Origin of the sequence: Chryseobacterium sp. S0630 (assembly GCF_024158915.1) — a bacterium.
GTDB lineage: Bacteria > Bacteroidota > Bacteroidia > Flavobacteriales > Weeksellaceae > Chryseobacterium.
Window position 1 is genome coordinate 64,195 of sequence record NZ_JAMZGF010000006.1, and the last position, 15,372, is coordinate 79,566.

Here is a 15,372-nt window from a genome sequence, read left to right on the forward strand (position 1 = left end):
GGTAATTTATTTATAGTGCTATTTTAAACACAAGACAGGTTCCAGGGTTTTCGGATATGATAGAACATTCGCCAGATAGTTCATTCATTCTTCGTTTCATATTTCTAAGGCCATTACCTTCTTTCTGTCCATCGGGAATTCCGTTTCCGTTATCAGTAATTTTCATAAAGAAGTTATTTTCTTCCTGCGAGAATGAGAGTTTCACAGTATTCGCCTGACTGTGTTTGTACACATTATTGACAGCCTCTTTTAAGCAGAGAAAAAGATTACGCCTCATTTCTGTAGAGAGAGCTGTTTCCGCTATGATATCTTCACATTCTGAATACACCATTATTTTTGTTTTTTTCAAAAAGTTTCCAGTGTAAAGGATGGCATAATCGATAAAGCTTCCTAAGGTGTCATTTCCTGAATTCAGACTCCATAGCATTTCTCTCATGGAGATATTCATTTCTTCAGAGGTTTTCAGAAGTTCATCAATATCGCTTTGCAGATCATCATTCTCAGCCTTCTGTTTCAGAAATTCTGCCTGAAGTTTCAATGCAGAAATTCCTGCTCCCAGATCATCATGCATATCGTGGGAGATACGTTCCCGTTCCTGCTCCAGTACTTTTTGTTTTTCGAGTTCTTTCTGAAGAAGCTGGTTTTGATGTTCGGATTCTTTGAGTTGTTGCTGTTGAATAAAAAAAAGCTGTCTTTTATTATACAGAACAACTATTAAAACAATAAAGATGACAAAGGTTATTAACAAAATAACCGCAATAATATAGGCCAATCTTATTGTATCCGGAAGTTGCTTCATATCGTGTTTTTATTTTCAAATTTCCTTAAAGCAATATAAAACATTCCATACATAATGATATTAACACAATACTGCATAACTTTTAAAATCTGTAAAAGTCCCGGATCATTATCTTGAAGGAAAAACATTGGAATAGACCTGAAAATAAAGAAAATACTCCAAAAAAGTAATCCACAGGAAACCCAAAAATGTGGATCGTTTATAATTTTTATTTCATCAAAGTTTTTTAATCTGATATAAAACCAAACCAGCACATTAATGATAAAATAAAAGCAAACTAAAATTCCTAATATATTTTCATAGTTTTCACTATAAAACTTTACAAACAGAATAATATATGTAAGTATGGCTATCAGAACACACCGGAAAAATACTTTAAGCTTTTGAGGGAAGATTTTAGCATAGTATATATTAAAAAATATAATCAGAAAAATGCTGTAATAATTAAACAGATAAGCAAAGTCAAATTCTTTATTAAATATTTTATAATGTCCATATAGCTCCAGACAAAGTGAAAGGAATAAGAAAACAGCAAAATAGTTTTGGCTGGAAAGACCTCTCTTTCCAGCTAAAACTATGGACTTTACAGTAGCTGCTAAGAGTACTGCAATATATACTATTTGAATTAGCATTTTACGGATATAATGAACCCATATCGTAATATCCTTTTTCAGTGCTAAAAACAAGTGTCATTTGTTTTTCGTGTGTTTCAAAGTGTTTTTTATATTGATCTTCCAGAAATCTATCCCCAAGATTATTTTCAAAAATTACTTTCTTCACATCACTGATCTCGCAAAGGTTGATGATAAATGTATCAGAAACATCTTTTGACAAGGTATTTATCAAATCAACAATATGATAACTAATATACCATGTATTGTTTCGCCCTAAATAATTAGTCAATACTTTATGTCCATTGTCAAGATAAAAATCTGTAAACCCTTTTAAACTTCCATTTGAAATTTTTAGCTCACTGAGGGAAAGTTCCTGATTTACATTAATGATAAAGTAATTATTCTCATCAATAGTATTTTTACCTTGTGTTTGCAAAGAGGCCACCATATATATCATCCTGTTTTCAGAATACGGTGTAAGTCTTAATCTGTAATCCTGGGGATCTATCTGTACGAAAGTGAATGTTAAATAGGTAGCCTTAATTTCTTTCATAATTTCGCAAATATCTTTCAAAAGTGAATGTTTTACGGCATAAATACCTCCAACATTGAAATTCACATCTTGATTTTCCATAAATTGCAGAACGCCTTTTTGGGCACTACTAATAAAACTTTTTGCCAGGATCTCACTGATAGGCATCATTTCCGACCCATCAACTAATTGCTCAAGTTTATTCCCGATTGGGCCTTCTCTGTAAGATAAATTGTCATCAAGTACTTCTTGATTTGTTTGATTTAAATTCTCCATGATTTCTTAGTTTTTTGATTGATTAAATTTATTGATTGCTTCCACCTTATTGTTTACGTGGAGTTTTCTGTAGATATTTCCGACGTGTTTTTTCACAGTATCAATGCTGATGAATTTTTTGTCTGCAATCTCTTTGTAGAGAAGTCCCTGAGAAAGAAGTTCAAGGATTTCCTTTTCGCGTTCTGTAAGTTCATCAAAGCCTTTTATTTCCGGAAGTTTTTTCTCGAAATGTTTCAATACCCTTCTTGCAATAGAAAAACTCATAGGTGCACCGCCGTTGTATACATCGCGGATGGAAGAAAGAATCTTATCCATACTTTCACCTTTTACAAGATATCCCATGGCTCCGGCCTTTAAAGAATTAAAAATCTTTTCATCATCATCAAAACTGGTACACATGATAAACTGTGTATTGGGCATTTCTTTTCGTAATTTTTCTATGACTTCAATTCCGAGCATATCCTGTAATTGGATATCCATCATCACAACGTCAGGAGAAATATCGGGTAGATTTGTTATGGCATCATTACCATCAAAGAACTGAGCAATCACTTTCATATCCTTCTGATAATCGATGACCTTCTTCAACGCATTGTTGTAGTTTTTCTCGTCTTCTACTATGGCTATGGAAATGCTCATGACTTTGTTTGTTTGAAGCAAATTTCAACAGAAAACAATTTGAAATCAATTACACCTTTGTGTAATATTTATGTTTGATTTTGAAGTTGTGATTCAGTCTTTTAGTTTTTACTAAATTTAATCAATTTTTGATTCCAAAAACAATATACGACTAAATATTTCACAATAAATTAAAAATAAAAACAAATAAGAAACAAAAAATCACCTTACATTAACAATTATTTCACAATCTGATTAAAAATTTACTGATCAATACGGCTTACTGCATTATGAATTTGATTCACTCAAAGATCTGAATCCGATTCTTACCTTCCTTAAACCATATTCCAGACATGTAAAATGCCTGCTGATGACCAGATGTAATATTCCAATATCTTCCGGAGTTTTTTCATTTGATAAGAAGAACTGCCTCTCTTTAATTTCAAAATTTTCTTTTTGCTAAGCCTAGTATTCAAAGAGAGAAATAAAAGAAATATGTATAAATAATGGTTAAAATTTCTCATATTGTAAGGCATGATTTTTGTAAAATTAAAGTATAAAATCATATTGAATATCAAATAATATAATCATGAAAAAAAGTATCTTAGCCTTAGGCGCTGTGTTGGCATTAGCTGTAGTCAGCTGTAAAAAAAGTGAAAGCGGAAACAAAGTCGTTATCAAAACAGACAGTTCAGAAACTGTAGTTACAGACGATAATGGAAAAATAGATTCGGTAACACAAAGTTCTTCGACTGTAGATGTTAACGGAAAGAAAATTGAGAAAACCGATTTTGTTTATAAAGCTACAGACGGAACATTGGTAAAAGTAGTATTTAAAAATGATCCAAAAGAAAGCACAGTAGCCATTACCAGCAATAAGAAAACATTCACATTACCTAAATCGGAAACCAAAGGGGATGAAACGATTTACAAAAAAGATGATATGACGGCAAGGGTAAAAGGAGATAGTCTTCACCTTGAACAAGGGAATAATATTATTGAGCTGAAAAGAACAAAAATCTAAATAAAAAATGTCCTTCAATATTGAGGGACATCTTATTTTATAAGTATTACAAAAAAAACCATCCGAAAACGGATGGTTTTTATATATATCTGAATGAATATTATTCTTCAGTTTTTTCTTCAGTAGTATCAGCTTTAGCTTCTTCTACTTTTTCTTCTACTACAGGAGCATCAGCAACAACTGCTGCTTTAGCTGGCGTAGATCTTCTGCTTCTTCTTGTAGCTTTTTTCTCTTCAGCATTAGGGTTGTAAAGCTCGTTGAAATCTACTAGTTCGATAAGAGCAGTATCAGCAGCATCACCTGGTCTGAATCCTGTCTTGATGATTCTTGTATAACCACCGTTTCTTTCAGCGATTTTAGGAGCTACAGTTCTGAATAATTCAGCAACCGCAAATTTATTTTGAAGGTAAGAGAATACTACTCTTCTGTTGTGTGTAGTATCTTCTTTTGCTTTTGTTAATAGAGGCTCAACATATACTCTTAAAGCTTTAGCTTTAGCTACAGTAGTGTTGATTCTTTTATGCTCAATTAGAGAACAAGCCATATTAGAAAGTAAAGCACTTCTGTGAGAAGCTGTTCTTCCTAAGTGATTGAATTTTTTACCGTGTCTCATTATTAATTATTTATCAGCGTCTAACTTATATTTTGCAACGTCGAAACCGAAGTTAAGACCTTTTGAATGCACTAATTCTTCTAGTTCTGTCAAAGATTTTTTACCAAAATTTCTGAATTTCATCAAATCAGACTTACTGTAAGAAACCAGTTCTCCAAGAGTTTCTACTTCAGCTGCTTTTAGACAGTTAAGGGCTCTTACAGAAAGATCCATATCTGCTAATTTAGACTTAAGAAGTTGTCTTGTGTGAAGAGTTTCTTCATCGTACTGGATAGATGCTTTTACGGCTTCAGTTTCAAGAGTGATTCTCTCATCGGAGAATAACATGAAGTGATAAATTAATATCTTAGAAGCTTCAGTTAAAGCATTCTGAGGGCTGATAGACCCGTCAGTTTCTATATCTAATACAAGTTTTTCGTAGTCTGTTTTTTGCTCTACACGATAATTTTCAATGCTGTATTGTACTTTCTTGATCGGCGTGAAAATAGAGTCAATAGCAATAGTTCCAATAGGAGCATTGTTTGACTTATTTTGTTCAGAAGGAACATACCCTCTTCCTTTTTCAATATTGAAAGTAATTTCGAAAGTTACATCACTGTTTAGGTTGCAGATCAATAAATCTGGGTTCAGAACCTCAAATCCATTGATAGACTTTCCTAAATCACCAGCAGTAATAACCGTTTGACCTGAAACTTTAGCAACAACCTGCTCGTTAGCCTGGCCTTCTGCTGCAGCTTTTAATCTCACCTGCTTAAGGTTAAGAATAATTTCGGTAACGTCTTCGATTACTCCTGGAATAGTTGAAAATTCGTGCTCTACACCTTCTATTTTGATAGATGAAATAGCGTATCCTTCCAGAGAAGAAAGCAACACTCTTCTCAAAGCATTACCGATTGTAAGCCCGAAACCTGGTTCTAAAGGTCTGAATTCAAATTGACCTTTAAATTCATCAGAGTTAAGTAAAATTACTTTATCGGGTTTTATGAATTGTAAAATTGCCATATTATTGGGTTGAGCAAAAATTTGATTAAAAAATTATTTAGAGTAAAGTTCGACGATAAGGTTCTCCTTAATGTCCTCCGGAATCTGGATTCTTTCAGGAGCAGAAATGAAGGTACCTTCTTTCTTCTCATCGTTGAATTGTAACCACTCATAGTTTGACTTAGAAGCCAATGCATTGGTAACAACATCAAGAGACTTAGACTTTTCTCTTACAGCGATTACATCACCAGCTTTTACCAAGTAAGAAGGGATATTAAGAATCTCTCCGTTCACAGTGATGTGTCTGTGAGAAACTAATTGTCTAGCTCCAGATCTAGTTTTAGCAAAACCTAATCTGAATACTACGTTATCCAATCTTGATTCACAAAGTTGTAATAGAACTTCCCCTGTTACACCTTTACTTCTGTGTGCTTTGTCAAATAAGTTAGCAAACTGTCTTTCTAAAATACCGTAAGTATATTTAGCTTTTTGTTTTTCCGCTAACTGAACTGCATATTCTGATTTTTTAGCACCTCTTCTTTTGTTAGGACCGTGTTGTCCTGGCGGTTGGTTTTTTCTCTTTTCGAAGTTTTTGTCATCTCCGTAGATTGCAGCACCAAACTTTCTAGCAATCTTAGTTTTAGGTCCAATATATCTTGCCATAATGGGTAAATTCTAAAAATTAAACTCTTCTTCTTTTTGGTGGTCTACATCCGTTGTGTGGCATTGGAGTCACATCAACGATCTCGCTAACTTCAATTCCTGAATTGTGAATAGATCTGATAGCAGATTCTCTACCTGCACCTGGACCTTTCACAAACACCTTTACTCTTCTTAAACCAGCTTCGTGAGCTACAGCAGAGCAATTTTCAGCTGCCATCTGAGCAGCAAATGGAGTATTCTTTTTAGAACCTCTGAAACCCATTTTACCGGCAGAAGCCCAAGAGATAACCTCTCCGTTTTTATTTGTTAAAGAAATGATGATGTTATTGAAAGAAGCCTGAATATGCGCTTCTCCAATAGCTTCAACTTTTACTTTTCTCTTCTTAACTACTTTAGTTTGTTTTGCCATAATTCCTAACGATTATTTACTAGCTTTTTTCTTGTTAGCAACAGTTTTTCTCTTTCCTTTTCTGGTTCTAGAGTTGTTTTTCGTTCTCTGGCCTCTTAAAGGTAATCCAAGTCTGTGACGTATTCCTCGTTGGCATCCTATGTCCATCAATCTCTTGATGTTCAATTGCACTTCAGATCTTAATTCTCCTTCAACTTTTACGTTTTCTAGGATGTAAGTTCTGATGGCAGCCAATTCATCGTCATTCCATTCGTTGACTTTTTTGTCTTCGCTGATACCGGCAGCTTTAAGGATTTCAGAAGAAGTACTTCTTCCAACACCATAAATGTAAGTTAAACCGATAACTCCTCTTTTGTTTTTTGGTAAATCAATACCTGCAATTCTCGCCATAATTTAATTAACCTTGTCTTTGTTTAAATTTTGGGTTCTTCTTGTTGATTACGAACAGTACACCTTTTCTGCGTACGATTTTGCAATCAGCGCTTCTTTTTTTAATTGATGCTCTTACTTTCATTTTGATAGTATTTATTTTTTAACAAGAGCCAAATGGAGATCCGAAGATTCCATTTGGCGTTTGTTTAATATCTAAATGTGATTCTCCCTTTTGATAAATCATAAGGAGACATTTCTAGTTTTACCTTATCACCAGGTAAAAGTTTAATATAATGCATTCTCATTTTACCAGAAATATGAGCGATAAGAATATGCCCATTTTCTAGTTCTACACGGAACTGAGCGTTCGAAAGTGCTTCCGTTATAACGCCGTCTTGTTCAATATGTTTTTGTTTTGCCATAAATTAATATCCAGTCGTTCTTGATAATTTAGACTGCATTAAGCCATCATAATGATGGTTCAGCAGATATGTATTAATCTGTTGAACTGTATCTAAAATTACACCCACCATAATTAATAGGGACGTTCCCCCAAAAAATAGGGCAAACGCATCTGTCTGAACAAAGGTTCCATGCACAATTGCCGGAAGGATTGCAAAGATAGACAAAAATATTGCACCTGGCAAGGTAATTTTTGATAAAATATCATCTAAATAATCAGCCGTCTCTTTTCCTGGTCTTACTTTTGGTACTAAACCTCCATTTCTCTTCAAATCATCAGCCATTTGGTTTACCGGAATTGTAATCGCAGTATAGAAAAATGAGAAGATAATAATTAATAGCGCAAACAATACGTTGTACTGCCAGCTAAAAACATTCTTGAAACCTGCAAGAAAAGTATTAGACTCATCGAATTTTGTTAATAATCCTGGTACGAACATCAATGCCTGAGCAAAGATAATCGGCATTACACCAGCAGCATTTACTTTCAATGGAATCCATTGTCTTGCTCCCTGCATAAGATTTCTGTTTACACCTCCTCTTGCTTGAGCTCTGCTTACATACTGAATCGGGATTTTTCTAACAGCAACTGATAAGATTACTGCTAAAAGAACAACCACCATCCAGAATAATACTTCAATAAGGATCATGATAGATCCCATTCCTCCTTTTCCGTTCTGCACGGCCATCTCCTGTACGAATGCCTCAGGTAATCTTGAAAGGATCCCCACCATAATCAGGATAGAGATACCATTTCCGATTCCTTTATCGGTAATCTTTTCACCTAGCCACATTGCAAATACTGAACCGGCCACCAAAATAACAATACTTGGTAACCAGAACATGATTGAATTTGGCTCTACATAATATGCAGACTGGAACTGAGCATATGGTAAGAATAATTGAGTAATAGAAGTTAAGTAAGAAGGTGCCTGTACCAGACAAACTCCAATCGTTAACCATCTTGTAATTTGGTTCAATGTATTTCTACCTGACTCTCCATCTTTCTGAAGCTTCTGAAGATAAGGAATAGCCATCCCCATCAACTGAACAATAATAGAAGCAGAAATATAAGGCATGATTCCTAACGCCATTACGGAAGCGTGGCTGAAAGCTCCCCCCGTAAACGACGAAAGCAAGCCAAGGAGACCTGCTCCTTGCTTGTTACCGCCTTGATTTTTATAATGCTCTAAGAGATCTCCCACCTCTGCAAGGTTAATTGCAGGAAGCGAGATATAAGATGCGAATCTATACACAAGGATAATACCTAAAGTAAAGAGAATTTTATCTCTAAGTTCTTTAAGACTCCAAATATTTTTAAGTGTTTGTATAAATTCTTTCATTAGTAAGTATTATAAGGTAATTGCTTTTCCACCTGCTTTAGCAATAAGCTCTTCAGCAGATTTAGTGAATTTGTCAGCAGAGATTGAAACCGCAGATTTCAATTCTCCTCTACCCATAATTTTCACTAATTCGTTTTTAGAAACTATCCCGTTTGCTACTAAAACTTCTTTCGTGATATCTCCAGTGATGGATTTGTTCTCGATTAAAGTTTGAATAGTATCAAGGTTAACTCCTCTAAACTCTTTTCTGTTTACGTTTTTGAATCCGAATTTAGGTAATCTTCTTTGTAAAGGCATCTGTCCACCTTCGAAACCGATTTTTTGAGAATAACCAGCTCTAGCTTTCTGACCTTTGTGACCTTTTGTTGAAGTACCTCCTTTTCCGCTACCTTGACCTCTACCAATTCTCTTTGAGTTGAAAGTAGATCCTGCAGCAGGTTGTATGTTATTTAAATTCATTTTAATTTCTCTTTTATAAAATTATTTTTGAACTTCAAGTAAGTGTCCTACAGCAGCGATCATTCCTAAGATGGAAGGAGTAGCTTCATGTTCTACAACTTGGTGAAGTTTTTTTAATCCTAATGCTTCAAGCGTTCTCTTTTGGGTTTTTGTTCTACCAATAGCGCTTCTTACTTGCTTTACTTTAATTGTTGCCATTGCTTTAATTATTAACCGTTAAACACTTTACTTAGAGAAATCCCTCTCATTCTAGCGATTTCTTCAGGTCTTCTGATGTCTAATAACGCTTTGAAAGTAGCTTTCACTACGTTGTGAGGGTTAGAAGATCCTTTAGATTTTGAAAGGATATCGTGAATACCAGCAGATTCCAATACCGCTCTTACCGCACCACCGGCGATAAGTCCTGTACCGTGAGAAGCAGGTCTTAAGAAGATATCTGCACCACCGTATCTAGCAGTAGTTTGGTGAGGGATAGTATGGTTCATTACAGGAACTTTAACAAGGTTTTTCTTAGCGTCTTCAACTGCTTTAGCAATTGCAGAAGCAACCTCTTTAGATTTTCCTAAACCGAAACCGATAACACCTTCTTCGTTACCTACTACAACAATAGCAGAAAATCCGAAAGCTCTACCTCCTTTTGTTACTTTTGTTACTCTGTTAACAGCTACGAGACGATCTTTTAATTCTAATCCTCCCGGTTTTACTCTTTCTATATTATCTAGTCCTAACATATTTCCGAAATTTAATGATTAGAATTTAAGTCCACCTTCTCTTGCACCATCAGCTAGAGCTTTTACTCTACCGTGGTATACGAATCCGTTTCTGTCAAATACAATACTTTCGATTCCTGCAGCGATAGCTTTAGCAGCGATAGCTTTACCAACAGCAGCAGAAACTTCAGTCTTAGTACCTTTAGCGTCTACACCTTTCTCTCTGGAAGAAGCTGATGCTAAAGTTTTACCATTTTTATCGTCGATTAACTGAGCGTAAATTTCCTTATTACTTTTATATACAGATAATCTTGGCAATTCAGAAGATCCAGAGATTTTCCCTCTTACTCTTCTTTTGATTCTTATTCTTTTTTCTAATTTACTTAATGCCATAATACTTATAATTTATTAAGCAGATTTACCAGCTTTACGTCTAACAATTTCTCCTACGAATCTTACACCTTTTCCTTTGTATGGTTCAGGCTTTCTGAAAGAACGGATCTTTGCAGCTACCATTCCTAGAAGTTGGTTGTCGTGAGACGTTAAAGTAATAATTGGGTTTTTACCTTTTTCAGTCAATGTATCAACTTTTACTTCACCTGGAAGTTCCAATACGATACCATGAGAGAATCCTAAAGCTAACTCAAGTTTTTGACCTGCGTGTGAAGCTCTATATCCTACTCCTACTAGTTCAAGTTTCTTTTCGAAACCTGCACTTACACCAACAATCATGTTGTTGATTAACGCTCTGTATAGACCGTGAAGTGCTTTGTGTTGTTTAGAATCAGATGGTCTGTTTACGTTAAGTTCACCATCTTTCTGTTCTATAGTAATTCCTGCTGTAAGCTCTTGAGAAAGTTCTCCTTTAGCTCCTTTTACAGTTACTACACCGTTATTTTCAGTGATTGTAACTCCAGCTGGAATTGTTATAATTGCTTTACCAATTCTTGACATTTTCCTCTGATTAAAAATTAATAAACATAGCAGATTACTTCACCGCCTACTTTCTCTTCTCTAGCTTTCTTGTCAGTCATTACTCCTTTAGAAGTAGAGATGATAGAAATACCCAAACCGTTTAGTACTCTTGGAAGTTCAGTAGAACCTTTGTACTGTCTCAAACCTGGTCTAGAAGCTCTTTGGATAGACTTGATAGCCGGTTTGTTGGTTTGCTTATCGTACTTTAAAGCGATTTTGATCACTCCTTGAACAGCGTTATCTTCAAACTTGTAGTTTAAGATATACCCTTGATCAAATAGGATCTTAGTAATCTCCTTTTTGATTTTCGATGCAGGAATTTCCACCACTTTGTGGCCTGCGCTTTGTGCGTTCCTTACTCTAGTTAGGAAATCTGAAATTGGATCTGTTACCATTTTTCTTTTATAAATTATTGGTTAAAGAACAATCAGTTTTGAAAAGACTTGAAGAGTAAAATATCAGACTTCAGAAATCTTCGGTCTGATATTTTTATCTTTAGTATCTCGACAACTTAATTGTTCCGATTTTTAATTAGTAATTATTACCAACTAGCTTTTCTTACACCTGGGATAAGACCGTTGTTTGCCATTTCTCTGAAAGTTACTCTGGAAATACCGAACGTTCTCATGTATCCTCTTGGTCTACCTGTTAGTTTACATCTGTTGTGTAATCTTACAGGAGAAGCATTTTTAGGCAATTTTTGAAGTCCTTCGTAATCACCAGCTTCTTTAAGAGCTTGTCTTTTAGCAGCGTATTTAGCAACTAGTGCTTCTCTTTTGCGCTCACGCGCTTTCATTGATTCTTTAGCCATTTCTTAGTTCTTTTTAAATGGTAAACCGAAGTGAGTTAATAATGCTTTAGCTTCTTTATCTGTTTTCGCAGTAGTAACGAAAGTGATGTCCATCCCTTGGATTTTTTTCACTTTGTCGATTACGATTTCAGGGAAGATAATCTGCTCAGTAATACCTAGGTTGTAGTTACCTCTACCATCGAAACCATCAGCTTTGATTCCAGAGAAATCTCTGATACGAGGTAAAGCAGAAGCAGTAAGTCTGTCTAAGAATTCATACATCTGGTTTCCTCTTAGGGTAACTTTCGCACCTACAGGCATACCTTTTCTCAATTTGAAAGCAGCTTCGTCTTTCTTAGAGATTGTACCAACAGCTTTTTGACCTGTGATATTTGTAAGCTCTTCTACAGCATAATCAATGATTTTTTTGTCTGCAGTAGCATCACCTAAACCTTGTGATACAACGATTTTCTCTAATTTAGGTACTTGCATTACTGACTTATACCCGAATTCTTCCATCATTGCAGGAACAATTGTCTCTTTATATGCTTTTTTGGGTCTTGCTATATATTCCATGTTAATTCAAATTATAAAGTTTCACCCGTTTTTTTGTTAATTCTTACTTTCTTATCTCCTTCGATTTTGTAACCGATTTTGATAGCTTTTCCGTCTTTACCAACTAAAGCTACGTTTGAGATATGAATAGAAGCTTCCTTCTCAGTAATTCCTCCTTGAGGATTAGAAGCTGAAGGCTTAACGTGTTTTTTAATGATGTTAAGTCCTGCAACGATTACTCTTGGGTCTCTACCTTCTTTCTTGATCACTTCAATAACTTCACCAGTCTTACCTTTGATATCTTTCTTACCAGTAGTAATGATTACGTTATCTCCTCTTTTTATTTTTAACTTTGACATTTCTTTTAAAAATTTTTAAAATTAAAGTACTTCAGGAGCTAATGAAATGATTTTCATATATTCTTTGTCTCTCAACTCACGAGCAACTGGTCCGAAAACACGCGTTCCTCTCATTTCTCCCGCTGCGTTTAGTAATACACAAGCATTGTCGTCGAATTTGATGTATGAACCATCTTTTCTTCTTACTGCTTTTTTAGTTCTTACTACTACAGCTTTAGATACCTGACCTTTTTTAGCGTTTCCAGATGGTGTAGAATCCTTGATCGTAACAACGATTTTATCACCAACTGAAGCATATCTTCTTCTGGTTCCTCCCAGAACTCTGATAACTAGTACTTCTTTAGCACCTGTGTTATCAGCAACTTTTAATCTTGATTCTGTTTGTAACATTATTACTTAGCTTTTTCAATGATTCTTACTAATCTCCATCTCTTGCTCTTGCTCAAAGGTCTAGTTTCTTGGATCAAAACTGTATCACCTTCTGTGCATTCGTTGTTCTCATCGTGTGCAGTATATTTTTTCGTTTTCAAAACGAATTTACCGTACATCGGGTGCTTTACTCTTGTAGTTTCACTAACAACAATAGTTTTTTCCATTTTATTGCTGGAAACCACTCCGATTCTTTCTTTTCTTAAATTTCTATCCATTGTAAAATGAAATTATTGTTTGTTAGTTAACTCAGTGTTTAGTCTTGCGATTGTTTTTCTCAAATCTCTGATTTGAATCGGGTTTTCAATTGGGCTGATTGCATGAGCCAATTTCAATTTAGAATATTGAGCTTTTGCTTCAGTTAATTGAGCTTGAATATCACCCGCGCTTAAATTTTTAATATCAGCATTTTTCATTGTATTCAAAGATTATAGAGGTTTAACAAAATCGTTAGCAACGATGAATTTAGTAACTACTGGTAATTTTTGTGCAGCAAGTCTAAGAGCTTCTTTCGCAATTTCGTAAGGAACTCCTCCAACTTCGAACATAATTTTACCTGGTTTTACTACAGCTACCCAATATTCAACAGCACCCTTACCTTTACCCATACGTACTTCCGCTGGTTTCTTAGTAATTGGCTTATCCGGGAAGATTTTGATCCATAGTTGACCTTCTCTCTTCATATATCTTGTCGCAGCGATACGAGCTGCTTCAATCTGTCTTGCAGTGATCCAAGCTCCTTCCGTTGCTTTGATCCCAAAAGTTCCGTAAGCAAGTTGACTACCTCTTTGGGCATTCCCCTTCATCTTCATCTTGTGAACTCTACGGAATTTGGTTCTTTTTGGTTGTAACATAATTTCTAAATTTTAGATTTTAGATTTTAGATTTTAGATTTTTTTTAATTTTAAAAAAGTAACGGTAATTTAAAATTCAAAATTTCTAATCTAAAATTTTAATTATTATTGTTATTGTTGTTGTTTTTTCTAGGTCTTCTGTTGTCTCTGTCTCCTCCTCTGTTTCCTCTGTCTGACTGACCTCCTTTTTTCTGTTGTCCCACTAGTGGAGAAAGTTCTCTTTTACCGTAAACTTCACCTTTCATGATCCAAACTTTAACTCCTAGTCTACCGTAAGTAGTGTGAGCTTCTGCCCAGTGGTAATCAATATCAGCTCTGAAAGTTGACAATGGAATTCTTCCTTCTTTGAAAGATTCTGATCTTGCCATTTCAGCTCCGTTTAATCTACCAGAGATTTGAACTTTGATACCTTCAGCACCCATTCTCATAGTACTTGCCATTGCCATTTTAACAGCTCTTCTGTAAGAAATTCTGTTTTCAATTTGCTTAGAAATACTATCAGCAACTAGTACAGCATCTAATTCAGGTCTTTTGATTTCGAAAATGTTGATTTGAATATCCTTACCTGTAAGTTTCTTCAACTCTTCTTTCAATTTATCAACTTCCTGACCTCCTTTACCGATGATAAGTCCCGGTCTAGCAGTAGTGATTGTAACTGTTACTAATTTAAGTGTTCTTTCGATATAAATTTTTGAAATACCACCTTTAGATAATCTAGCCTCAAGGTATCTTCTGATTTTGTAGTCTTCAGCGATTCTGTCTCCATAATCGTTTCCACCAAACCAGTTAGAATCCCATCCTCTGATGATACCTAATCTATTACCAATTGGATTTGTCTTCTGTCCCATACCTTGATTAATTTTCTTTTTTACCTAAGATTAATGTAATGTGGTTTGATCTTTTTCTGATTCTATACCCTCTACCTTGTGGAGCTGGTCTTAGTCTCTTCAATTGTCTTGCACTGTCTACAAAAATTTCTTTAACGATAAGATTAGCTTCTTCAATATCAGCACCTTCGTTTTTAGTTTGCCAGTTAGCCATTGCTGAAAGCAATACTTTTTCTAACTTGTTAGATGCGTCTTTTTTAGAATATTTTAGAATGTATAAAGCTTTGTCAACTTGCTCTCCTCTAATGATATCAGCAACTAATCTCATTTTTCTTGGAGAAGATGGGCAATCATTGTGTATTGCTTTTACTACATCTTGGTTTGTCAATTTACGTGCTAATGCACTTTCTCTTTTTCTTGATCCCATGATTATCTGCTTCCTTTGTTTTTGTTACCACCATGACCTCTGAAAGATCTTGTTGGAGAAAATTCGCCTAACTTGTGACCAACCATGTTTTCTGTAACGTAAACTGGGATAAAAGATTTCCCGTTATGTACTGCAATAGTTTGTCCTACGAAGTCCGGAGAGATCATTGACGCTCTAGACCAAGTTTTGATAACTGTCTTCTTACCAGACTCTATATTTGCCTGAACCTTCTTATCTAAAGTATGATGAATGAACGGTCCTTTCTTAAGTGATCTTGCCAT

28 protein-coding genes are annotated in these 15,372 nt (G+C 34.9%); 1 reads left to right on the plus strand and 27 read right to left on the minus strand.

Annotated features, from left to right (window positions below):
• Nucleotides 1-10: 10 nt before the first annotated feature.
• From NK356_RS04290 to NK356_RS04300, 3 genes are all read right to left on the minus strand, one after another.
• Nucleotides 11-799 carry a sensor histidine kinase gene (locus NK356_RS04290; protein ID WP_253316327.1) on the minus strand — a complete coding sequence of 263 codons (789 nt, stop codon included), beginning with the start codon at nt 797-799 and terminating at the stop codon, nt 11-13.
• A gap of 633 nt (nt 800-1,432) precedes the next feature.
• Nucleotides 1,433-2,221, minus strand: coding sequence for a hypothetical protein (locus tag NK356_RS04295; RefSeq protein ID WP_034694703.1), 789 nt, complete (start codon nt 2,219-2,221; stop codon nt 1,433-1,435).
• A gap of 6 nt (nt 2,222-2,227) precedes the next feature.
• Nucleotides 2,228-2,860: a response regulator transcription factor gene (locus NK356_RS04300; RefSeq protein WP_034694702.1), complete on the minus strand. Its 633-nt coding sequence runs from the start codon at nt 2,858-2,860 to the stop codon at nt 2,228-2,230.
• A 568-nt stretch (nt 2,861-3,428) separates the two neighbouring features.
• Here NK356_RS04300 and NK356_RS04305 point away from each other — a divergent pair.
• A complete protein-coding gene (locus NK356_RS04305; RefSeq protein ID WP_253316328.1) occupies nt 3,429-3,863 on the plus strand; it encodes a hypothetical protein in 435 nt (144 codons plus the stop codon).
• A 100-nt stretch (nt 3,864-3,963) separates the two neighbouring features.
• Here NK356_RS04305 and rplQ read toward each other — a convergent pair whose 3' ends face one another.
• The 24 genes from rplQ to rpsS all read right to left on the minus strand — a co-directional run bounded on the left by rplQ (nt 3,964) and on the right by rpsS (nt 15,372).
• Nucleotides 3,964-4,476, minus strand: coding sequence for a 50S ribosomal protein L17 (rplQ, locus tag NK356_RS04310; RefSeq protein ID WP_034694700.1), 513 nt, complete (start codon nt 4,474-4,476; stop codon nt 3,964-3,966).
• A 6-nt stretch (nt 4,477-4,482) separates the two neighbouring features.
• Nucleotides 4,483-5,478, minus strand: a complete 996-nt coding sequence (locus tag NK356_RS04315) for a DNA-directed RNA polymerase subunit alpha (protein ID WP_034694699.1) — start codon at nt 5,476-5,478, stop codon at nt 4,483-4,485.
• A 33-nt stretch (nt 5,479-5,511) separates the two neighbouring features.
• Nucleotides 5,512-6,120: a 30S ribosomal protein S4 gene (rpsD, locus tag NK356_RS04320; protein WP_034694698.1), complete on the minus strand. Its 609-nt coding sequence runs from the start codon at nt 6,118-6,120 to the stop codon at nt 5,512-5,514.
• 19 nt (nt 6,121-6,139) lie between these two features.
• On the minus strand, nt 6,140-6,529 hold the full coding sequence (gene rpsK, locus NK356_RS04325; protein WP_034694697.1) for a 30S ribosomal protein S11: 390 nt from the start codon (nt 6,527-6,529) through the stop codon (nt 6,140-6,142).
• 12 nt (nt 6,530-6,541) lie between these two features.
• A complete protein-coding gene (gene rpsM / locus NK356_RS04330) occupies nt 6,542-6,919 on the minus strand; it encodes a 30S ribosomal protein S13 (protein ID WP_034694696.1) in 378 nt (125 codons plus the stop codon).
• A gap of 7 nt (nt 6,920-6,926) precedes the next feature.
• Complete coding sequence (gene rpmJ, locus NK356_RS04335; RefSeq protein WP_007839480.1) at nt 6,927-7,043, minus strand: 50S ribosomal protein L36; 117 nt, start codon at nt 7,041-7,043, stop codon at nt 6,927-6,929.
• A 64-nt stretch (nt 7,044-7,107) separates the two neighbouring features.
• On the minus strand, nt 7,108-7,323 hold the full coding sequence (gene infA / locus NK356_RS04340; RefSeq protein ID WP_027381317.1) for a translation initiation factor IF-1: 216 nt from the start codon (nt 7,321-7,323) through the stop codon (nt 7,108-7,110).
• A gap of 3 nt (nt 7,324-7,326) precedes the next feature.
• The gene (gene secY / locus NK356_RS04345; RefSeq protein WP_034694694.1) at nt 7,327-8,706 is read right to left on the minus strand and encodes a preprotein translocase subunit SecY; all 1,380 of its coding nucleotides are present in this window, start codon (nt 8,704-8,706) and stop codon (nt 7,327-7,329) included.
• A 9-nt stretch (nt 8,707-8,715) separates the two neighbouring features.
• The gene (rplO, locus tag NK356_RS04350; protein WP_034694692.1) at nt 8,716-9,165 is read right to left on the minus strand and encodes a 50S ribosomal protein L15; all 450 of its coding nucleotides are present in this window, start codon (nt 9,163-9,165) and stop codon (nt 8,716-8,718) included.
• Nucleotides 9,166-9,186: 21 nt separating this feature from the next.
• The gene (rpmD, locus tag NK356_RS04355; RefSeq protein ID WP_027371710.1) at nt 9,187-9,363 is read right to left on the minus strand and encodes a 50S ribosomal protein L30; all 177 of its coding nucleotides are present in this window, start codon (nt 9,361-9,363) and stop codon (nt 9,187-9,189) included.
• A gap of 11 nt (nt 9,364-9,374) precedes the next feature.
• Nucleotides 9,375-9,896: a 30S ribosomal protein S5 gene (gene rpsE, locus NK356_RS04360; protein ID WP_002983245.1), complete on the minus strand. Its 522-nt coding sequence runs from the start codon at nt 9,894-9,896 to the stop codon at nt 9,375-9,377.
• A gap of 18 nt (nt 9,897-9,914) precedes the next feature.
• A complete protein-coding gene (rplR, locus tag NK356_RS04365; protein WP_034694689.1) occupies nt 9,915-10,268 on the minus strand; it encodes a 50S ribosomal protein L18 in 354 nt (117 codons plus the stop codon).
• A gap of 15 nt (nt 10,269-10,283) precedes the next feature.
• On the minus strand, nt 10,284-10,829 hold the full coding sequence (gene rplF / locus NK356_RS04370) for a 50S ribosomal protein L6 (protein ID WP_034694687.1): 546 nt from the start codon (nt 10,827-10,829) through the stop codon (nt 10,284-10,286).
• A 17-nt stretch (nt 10,830-10,846) separates the two neighbouring features.
• Nucleotides 10,847-11,245 (minus strand): 30S ribosomal protein S8, encoded by a 399-nt coding sequence (gene rpsH, locus NK356_RS04375; RefSeq protein WP_034694686.1) that lies wholly within the window; start codon nt 11,243-11,245, stop codon nt 10,847-10,849.
• Nucleotides 11,246-11,391: 146 nt separating this feature from the next.
• Entirely contained in the window at nt 11,392-11,661 is a 270-nt protein-coding gene (gene rpsN, locus NK356_RS04380) for a 30S ribosomal protein S14 (RefSeq protein ID WP_002983233.1), read from the minus strand.
• Between the two features lie 3 nt (nt 11,662-11,664).
• Nucleotides 11,665-12,216 carry a 50S ribosomal protein L5 gene (gene rplE / locus NK356_RS04385; RefSeq protein WP_034694682.1) on the minus strand — a complete coding sequence of 184 codons (552 nt, stop codon included), beginning with the start codon at nt 12,214-12,216 and terminating at the stop codon, nt 11,665-11,667.
• An 11-nt stretch (nt 12,217-12,227) separates the two neighbouring features.
• Nucleotides 12,228-12,554 carry a 50S ribosomal protein L24 gene (gene rplX, locus NK356_RS04390; RefSeq protein ID WP_034694681.1) on the minus strand — a complete coding sequence of 109 codons (327 nt, stop codon included), beginning with the start codon at nt 12,552-12,554 and terminating at the stop codon, nt 12,228-12,230.
• Between the two features lie 21 nt (nt 12,555-12,575).
• Complete coding sequence (gene rplN, locus NK356_RS04395) at nt 12,576-12,944, minus strand: 50S ribosomal protein L14 (RefSeq protein WP_002983226.1); 369 nt, start codon at nt 12,942-12,944, stop codon at nt 12,576-12,578.
• 2 nt (nt 12,945-12,946) lie between these two features.
• A complete protein-coding gene (rpsQ, locus tag NK356_RS04400; RefSeq protein ID WP_027371715.1) occupies nt 12,947-13,201 on the minus strand; it encodes a 30S ribosomal protein S17 in 255 nt (84 codons plus the stop codon).
• Nucleotides 13,202-13,213: 12 nt separating this feature from the next.
• On the minus strand, nt 13,214-13,399 hold the full coding sequence (rpmC, locus tag NK356_RS04405) for a 50S ribosomal protein L29 (RefSeq protein ID WP_034694678.1): 186 nt from the start codon (nt 13,397-13,399) through the stop codon (nt 13,214-13,216).
• A gap of 12 nt (nt 13,400-13,411) precedes the next feature.
• Complete coding sequence (gene rplP / locus NK356_RS04410; protein WP_034694677.1) at nt 13,412-13,837, minus strand: 50S ribosomal protein L16; 426 nt, start codon at nt 13,835-13,837, stop codon at nt 13,412-13,414.
• Nucleotides 13,838-13,935: 98 nt separating this feature from the next.
• Entirely contained in the window at nt 13,936-14,685 is a 750-nt protein-coding gene (gene rpsC, locus NK356_RS04415) for a 30S ribosomal protein S3 (protein ID WP_034694675.1), read from the minus strand.
• Between the two features lie 7 nt (nt 14,686-14,692).
• Nucleotides 14,693-15,091, minus strand: a complete 399-nt coding sequence (rplV, locus tag NK356_RS04420; RefSeq protein ID WP_034694674.1) for a 50S ribosomal protein L22 — start codon at nt 15,089-15,091, stop codon at nt 14,693-14,695.
• A gap of 2 nt (nt 15,092-15,093) precedes the next feature.
• On the minus strand, nt 15,094-15,372 hold the full coding sequence (gene rpsS / locus NK356_RS04425) for a 30S ribosomal protein S19 (RefSeq protein ID WP_002983209.1): 279 nt from the start codon (nt 15,370-15,372) through the stop codon (nt 15,094-15,096).

Excerpts from the sequence above, each read along its gene's own strand:
- NK356_RS04290 (WP_253316327.1), bottom strand. The coding sequence starts at position 799 with ATGAAGCAACTTCCGGATACAATAAGATTGGCCTATATTATTGCGGTT.
- NK356_RS04295 (WP_034694703.1), bottom strand. The coding sequence starts at position 2,221 with ATGGAGAATTTAAATCAAACAAATCAAGAAGTACTTGATGACAATTTA.
- NK356_RS04300 (WP_034694702.1), bottom strand. The coding sequence starts at position 2,860 with ATGAGCATTTCCATAGCCATAGTAGAAGACGAGAAAAACTACAACAAT.
- NK356_RS04305 (WP_253316328.1), top strand. The coding sequence starts at position 3,429 with ATGAAAAAAAGTATCTTAGCCTTAGGCGCTGTGTTGGCATTAGCTGTA.
- rplQ (WP_034694700.1), bottom strand. The coding sequence starts at position 4,476 with ATGAGACACGGTAAAAAATTCAATCACTTAGGAAGAACAGCTTCTCAC.
- NK356_RS04315 (WP_034694699.1), bottom strand. The coding sequence starts at position 5,478 with ATGGCAATTTTACAATTCATAAAACCCGATAAAGTAATTTTACTTAAC.
- rpsD (WP_034694698.1), bottom strand. The coding sequence starts at position 6,120 with ATGGCAAGATATATTGGACCTAAAACTAAGATTGCTAGAAAGTTTGGT.
- rpsK (WP_034694697.1), bottom strand. The coding sequence starts at position 6,529 with ATGGCAAAACAAACTAAAGTAGTTAAGAAGAGAAAAGTAAAAGTTGAA.
- rpsM (WP_034694696.1), bottom strand. The coding sequence starts at position 6,919 with ATGGCGAGAATTGCAGGTATTGATTTACCAAAAAACAAAAGAGGAGTT.
- rpmJ (WP_007839480.1), bottom strand. The coding sequence starts at position 7,043 with ATGAAAGTAAGAGCATCAATTAAAAAAAGAAGCGCTGATTGCAAAATC.
- infA (WP_027381317.1), bottom strand. The coding sequence starts at position 7,323 with ATGGCAAAACAAAAACATATTGAACAAGACGGCGTTATAACGGAAGCA.
- secY (WP_034694694.1), bottom strand. The coding sequence starts at position 8,706 with ATGAAAGAATTTATACAAACACTTAAAAATATTTGGAGTCTTAAAGAA.
- rplO (WP_034694692.1), bottom strand. The coding sequence starts at position 9,165 with ATGAATTTAAATAACATACAACCTGCTGCAGGATCTACTTTCAACTCA.
- rpmD (WP_027371710.1), bottom strand. The coding sequence starts at position 9,363 with ATGGCAACAATTAAAGTAAAGCAAGTAAGAAGCGCTATTGGTAGAACA.
- rpsE (WP_002983245.1), bottom strand. The coding sequence starts at position 9,896 with ATGTTAGGACTAGATAATATAGAAAGAGTAAAACCGGGAGGATTAGAA.
- rplR (WP_034694689.1), bottom strand. The coding sequence starts at position 10,268 with ATGGCATTAAGTAAATTAGAAAAAAGAATAAGAATCAAAAGAAGAGTA.
- rplF (WP_034694687.1), bottom strand. The coding sequence starts at position 10,829 with ATGTCAAGAATTGGTAAAGCAATTATAACAATTCCAGCTGGAGTTACA.
- rpsH (WP_034694686.1), bottom strand. The coding sequence starts at position 11,245 with ATGGTAACAGATCCAATTTCAGATTTCCTAACTAGAGTAAGGAACGCA.
- rpsN (WP_002983233.1), bottom strand. The coding sequence starts at position 11,661 with ATGGCTAAAGAATCAATGAAAGCGCGTGAGCGCAAAAGAGAAGCACTA.
- rplE (WP_034694682.1), bottom strand. The coding sequence starts at position 12,216 with ATGGAATATATAGCAAGACCCAAAAAAGCATATAAAGAGACAATTGTT.
- rplX (WP_034694681.1), bottom strand. The coding sequence starts at position 12,554 with ATGTCAAAGTTAAAAATAAAAAGAGGAGATAACGTAATCATTACTACT.
- rplN (WP_002983226.1), bottom strand. The coding sequence starts at position 12,944 with ATGTTACAAACAGAATCAAGATTAAAAGTTGCTGATAACACAGGTGCT.
- rpsQ (WP_027371715.1), bottom strand. The coding sequence starts at position 13,201 with ATGGATAGAAATTTAAGAAAAGAAAGAATCGGAGTGGTTTCCAGCAAT.
- rpmC (WP_034694678.1), bottom strand. The coding sequence starts at position 13,399 with ATGAAAAATGCTGATATTAAAAATTTAAGCGCGGGTGATATTCAAGCT.
- rplP (WP_034694677.1), bottom strand. The coding sequence starts at position 13,837 with ATGTTACAACCAAAAAGAACCAAATTCCGTAGAGTTCACAAGATGAAG.
- rpsC (WP_034694675.1), bottom strand. The coding sequence starts at position 14,685 with ATGGGACAGAAGACAAATCCAATTGGTAATAGATTAGGTATCATCAGA.
- rplV (WP_034694674.1), bottom strand. The coding sequence starts at position 15,091 with ATGGGATCAAGAAAAAGAGAAAGTGCATTAGCACGTAAATTGACAAAC.
- rpsS (WP_002983209.1), bottom strand. The coding sequence starts at position 15,372 with ATGGCAAGATCACTTAAGAAAGGACCGTTCATTCATCATACTTTAGAT.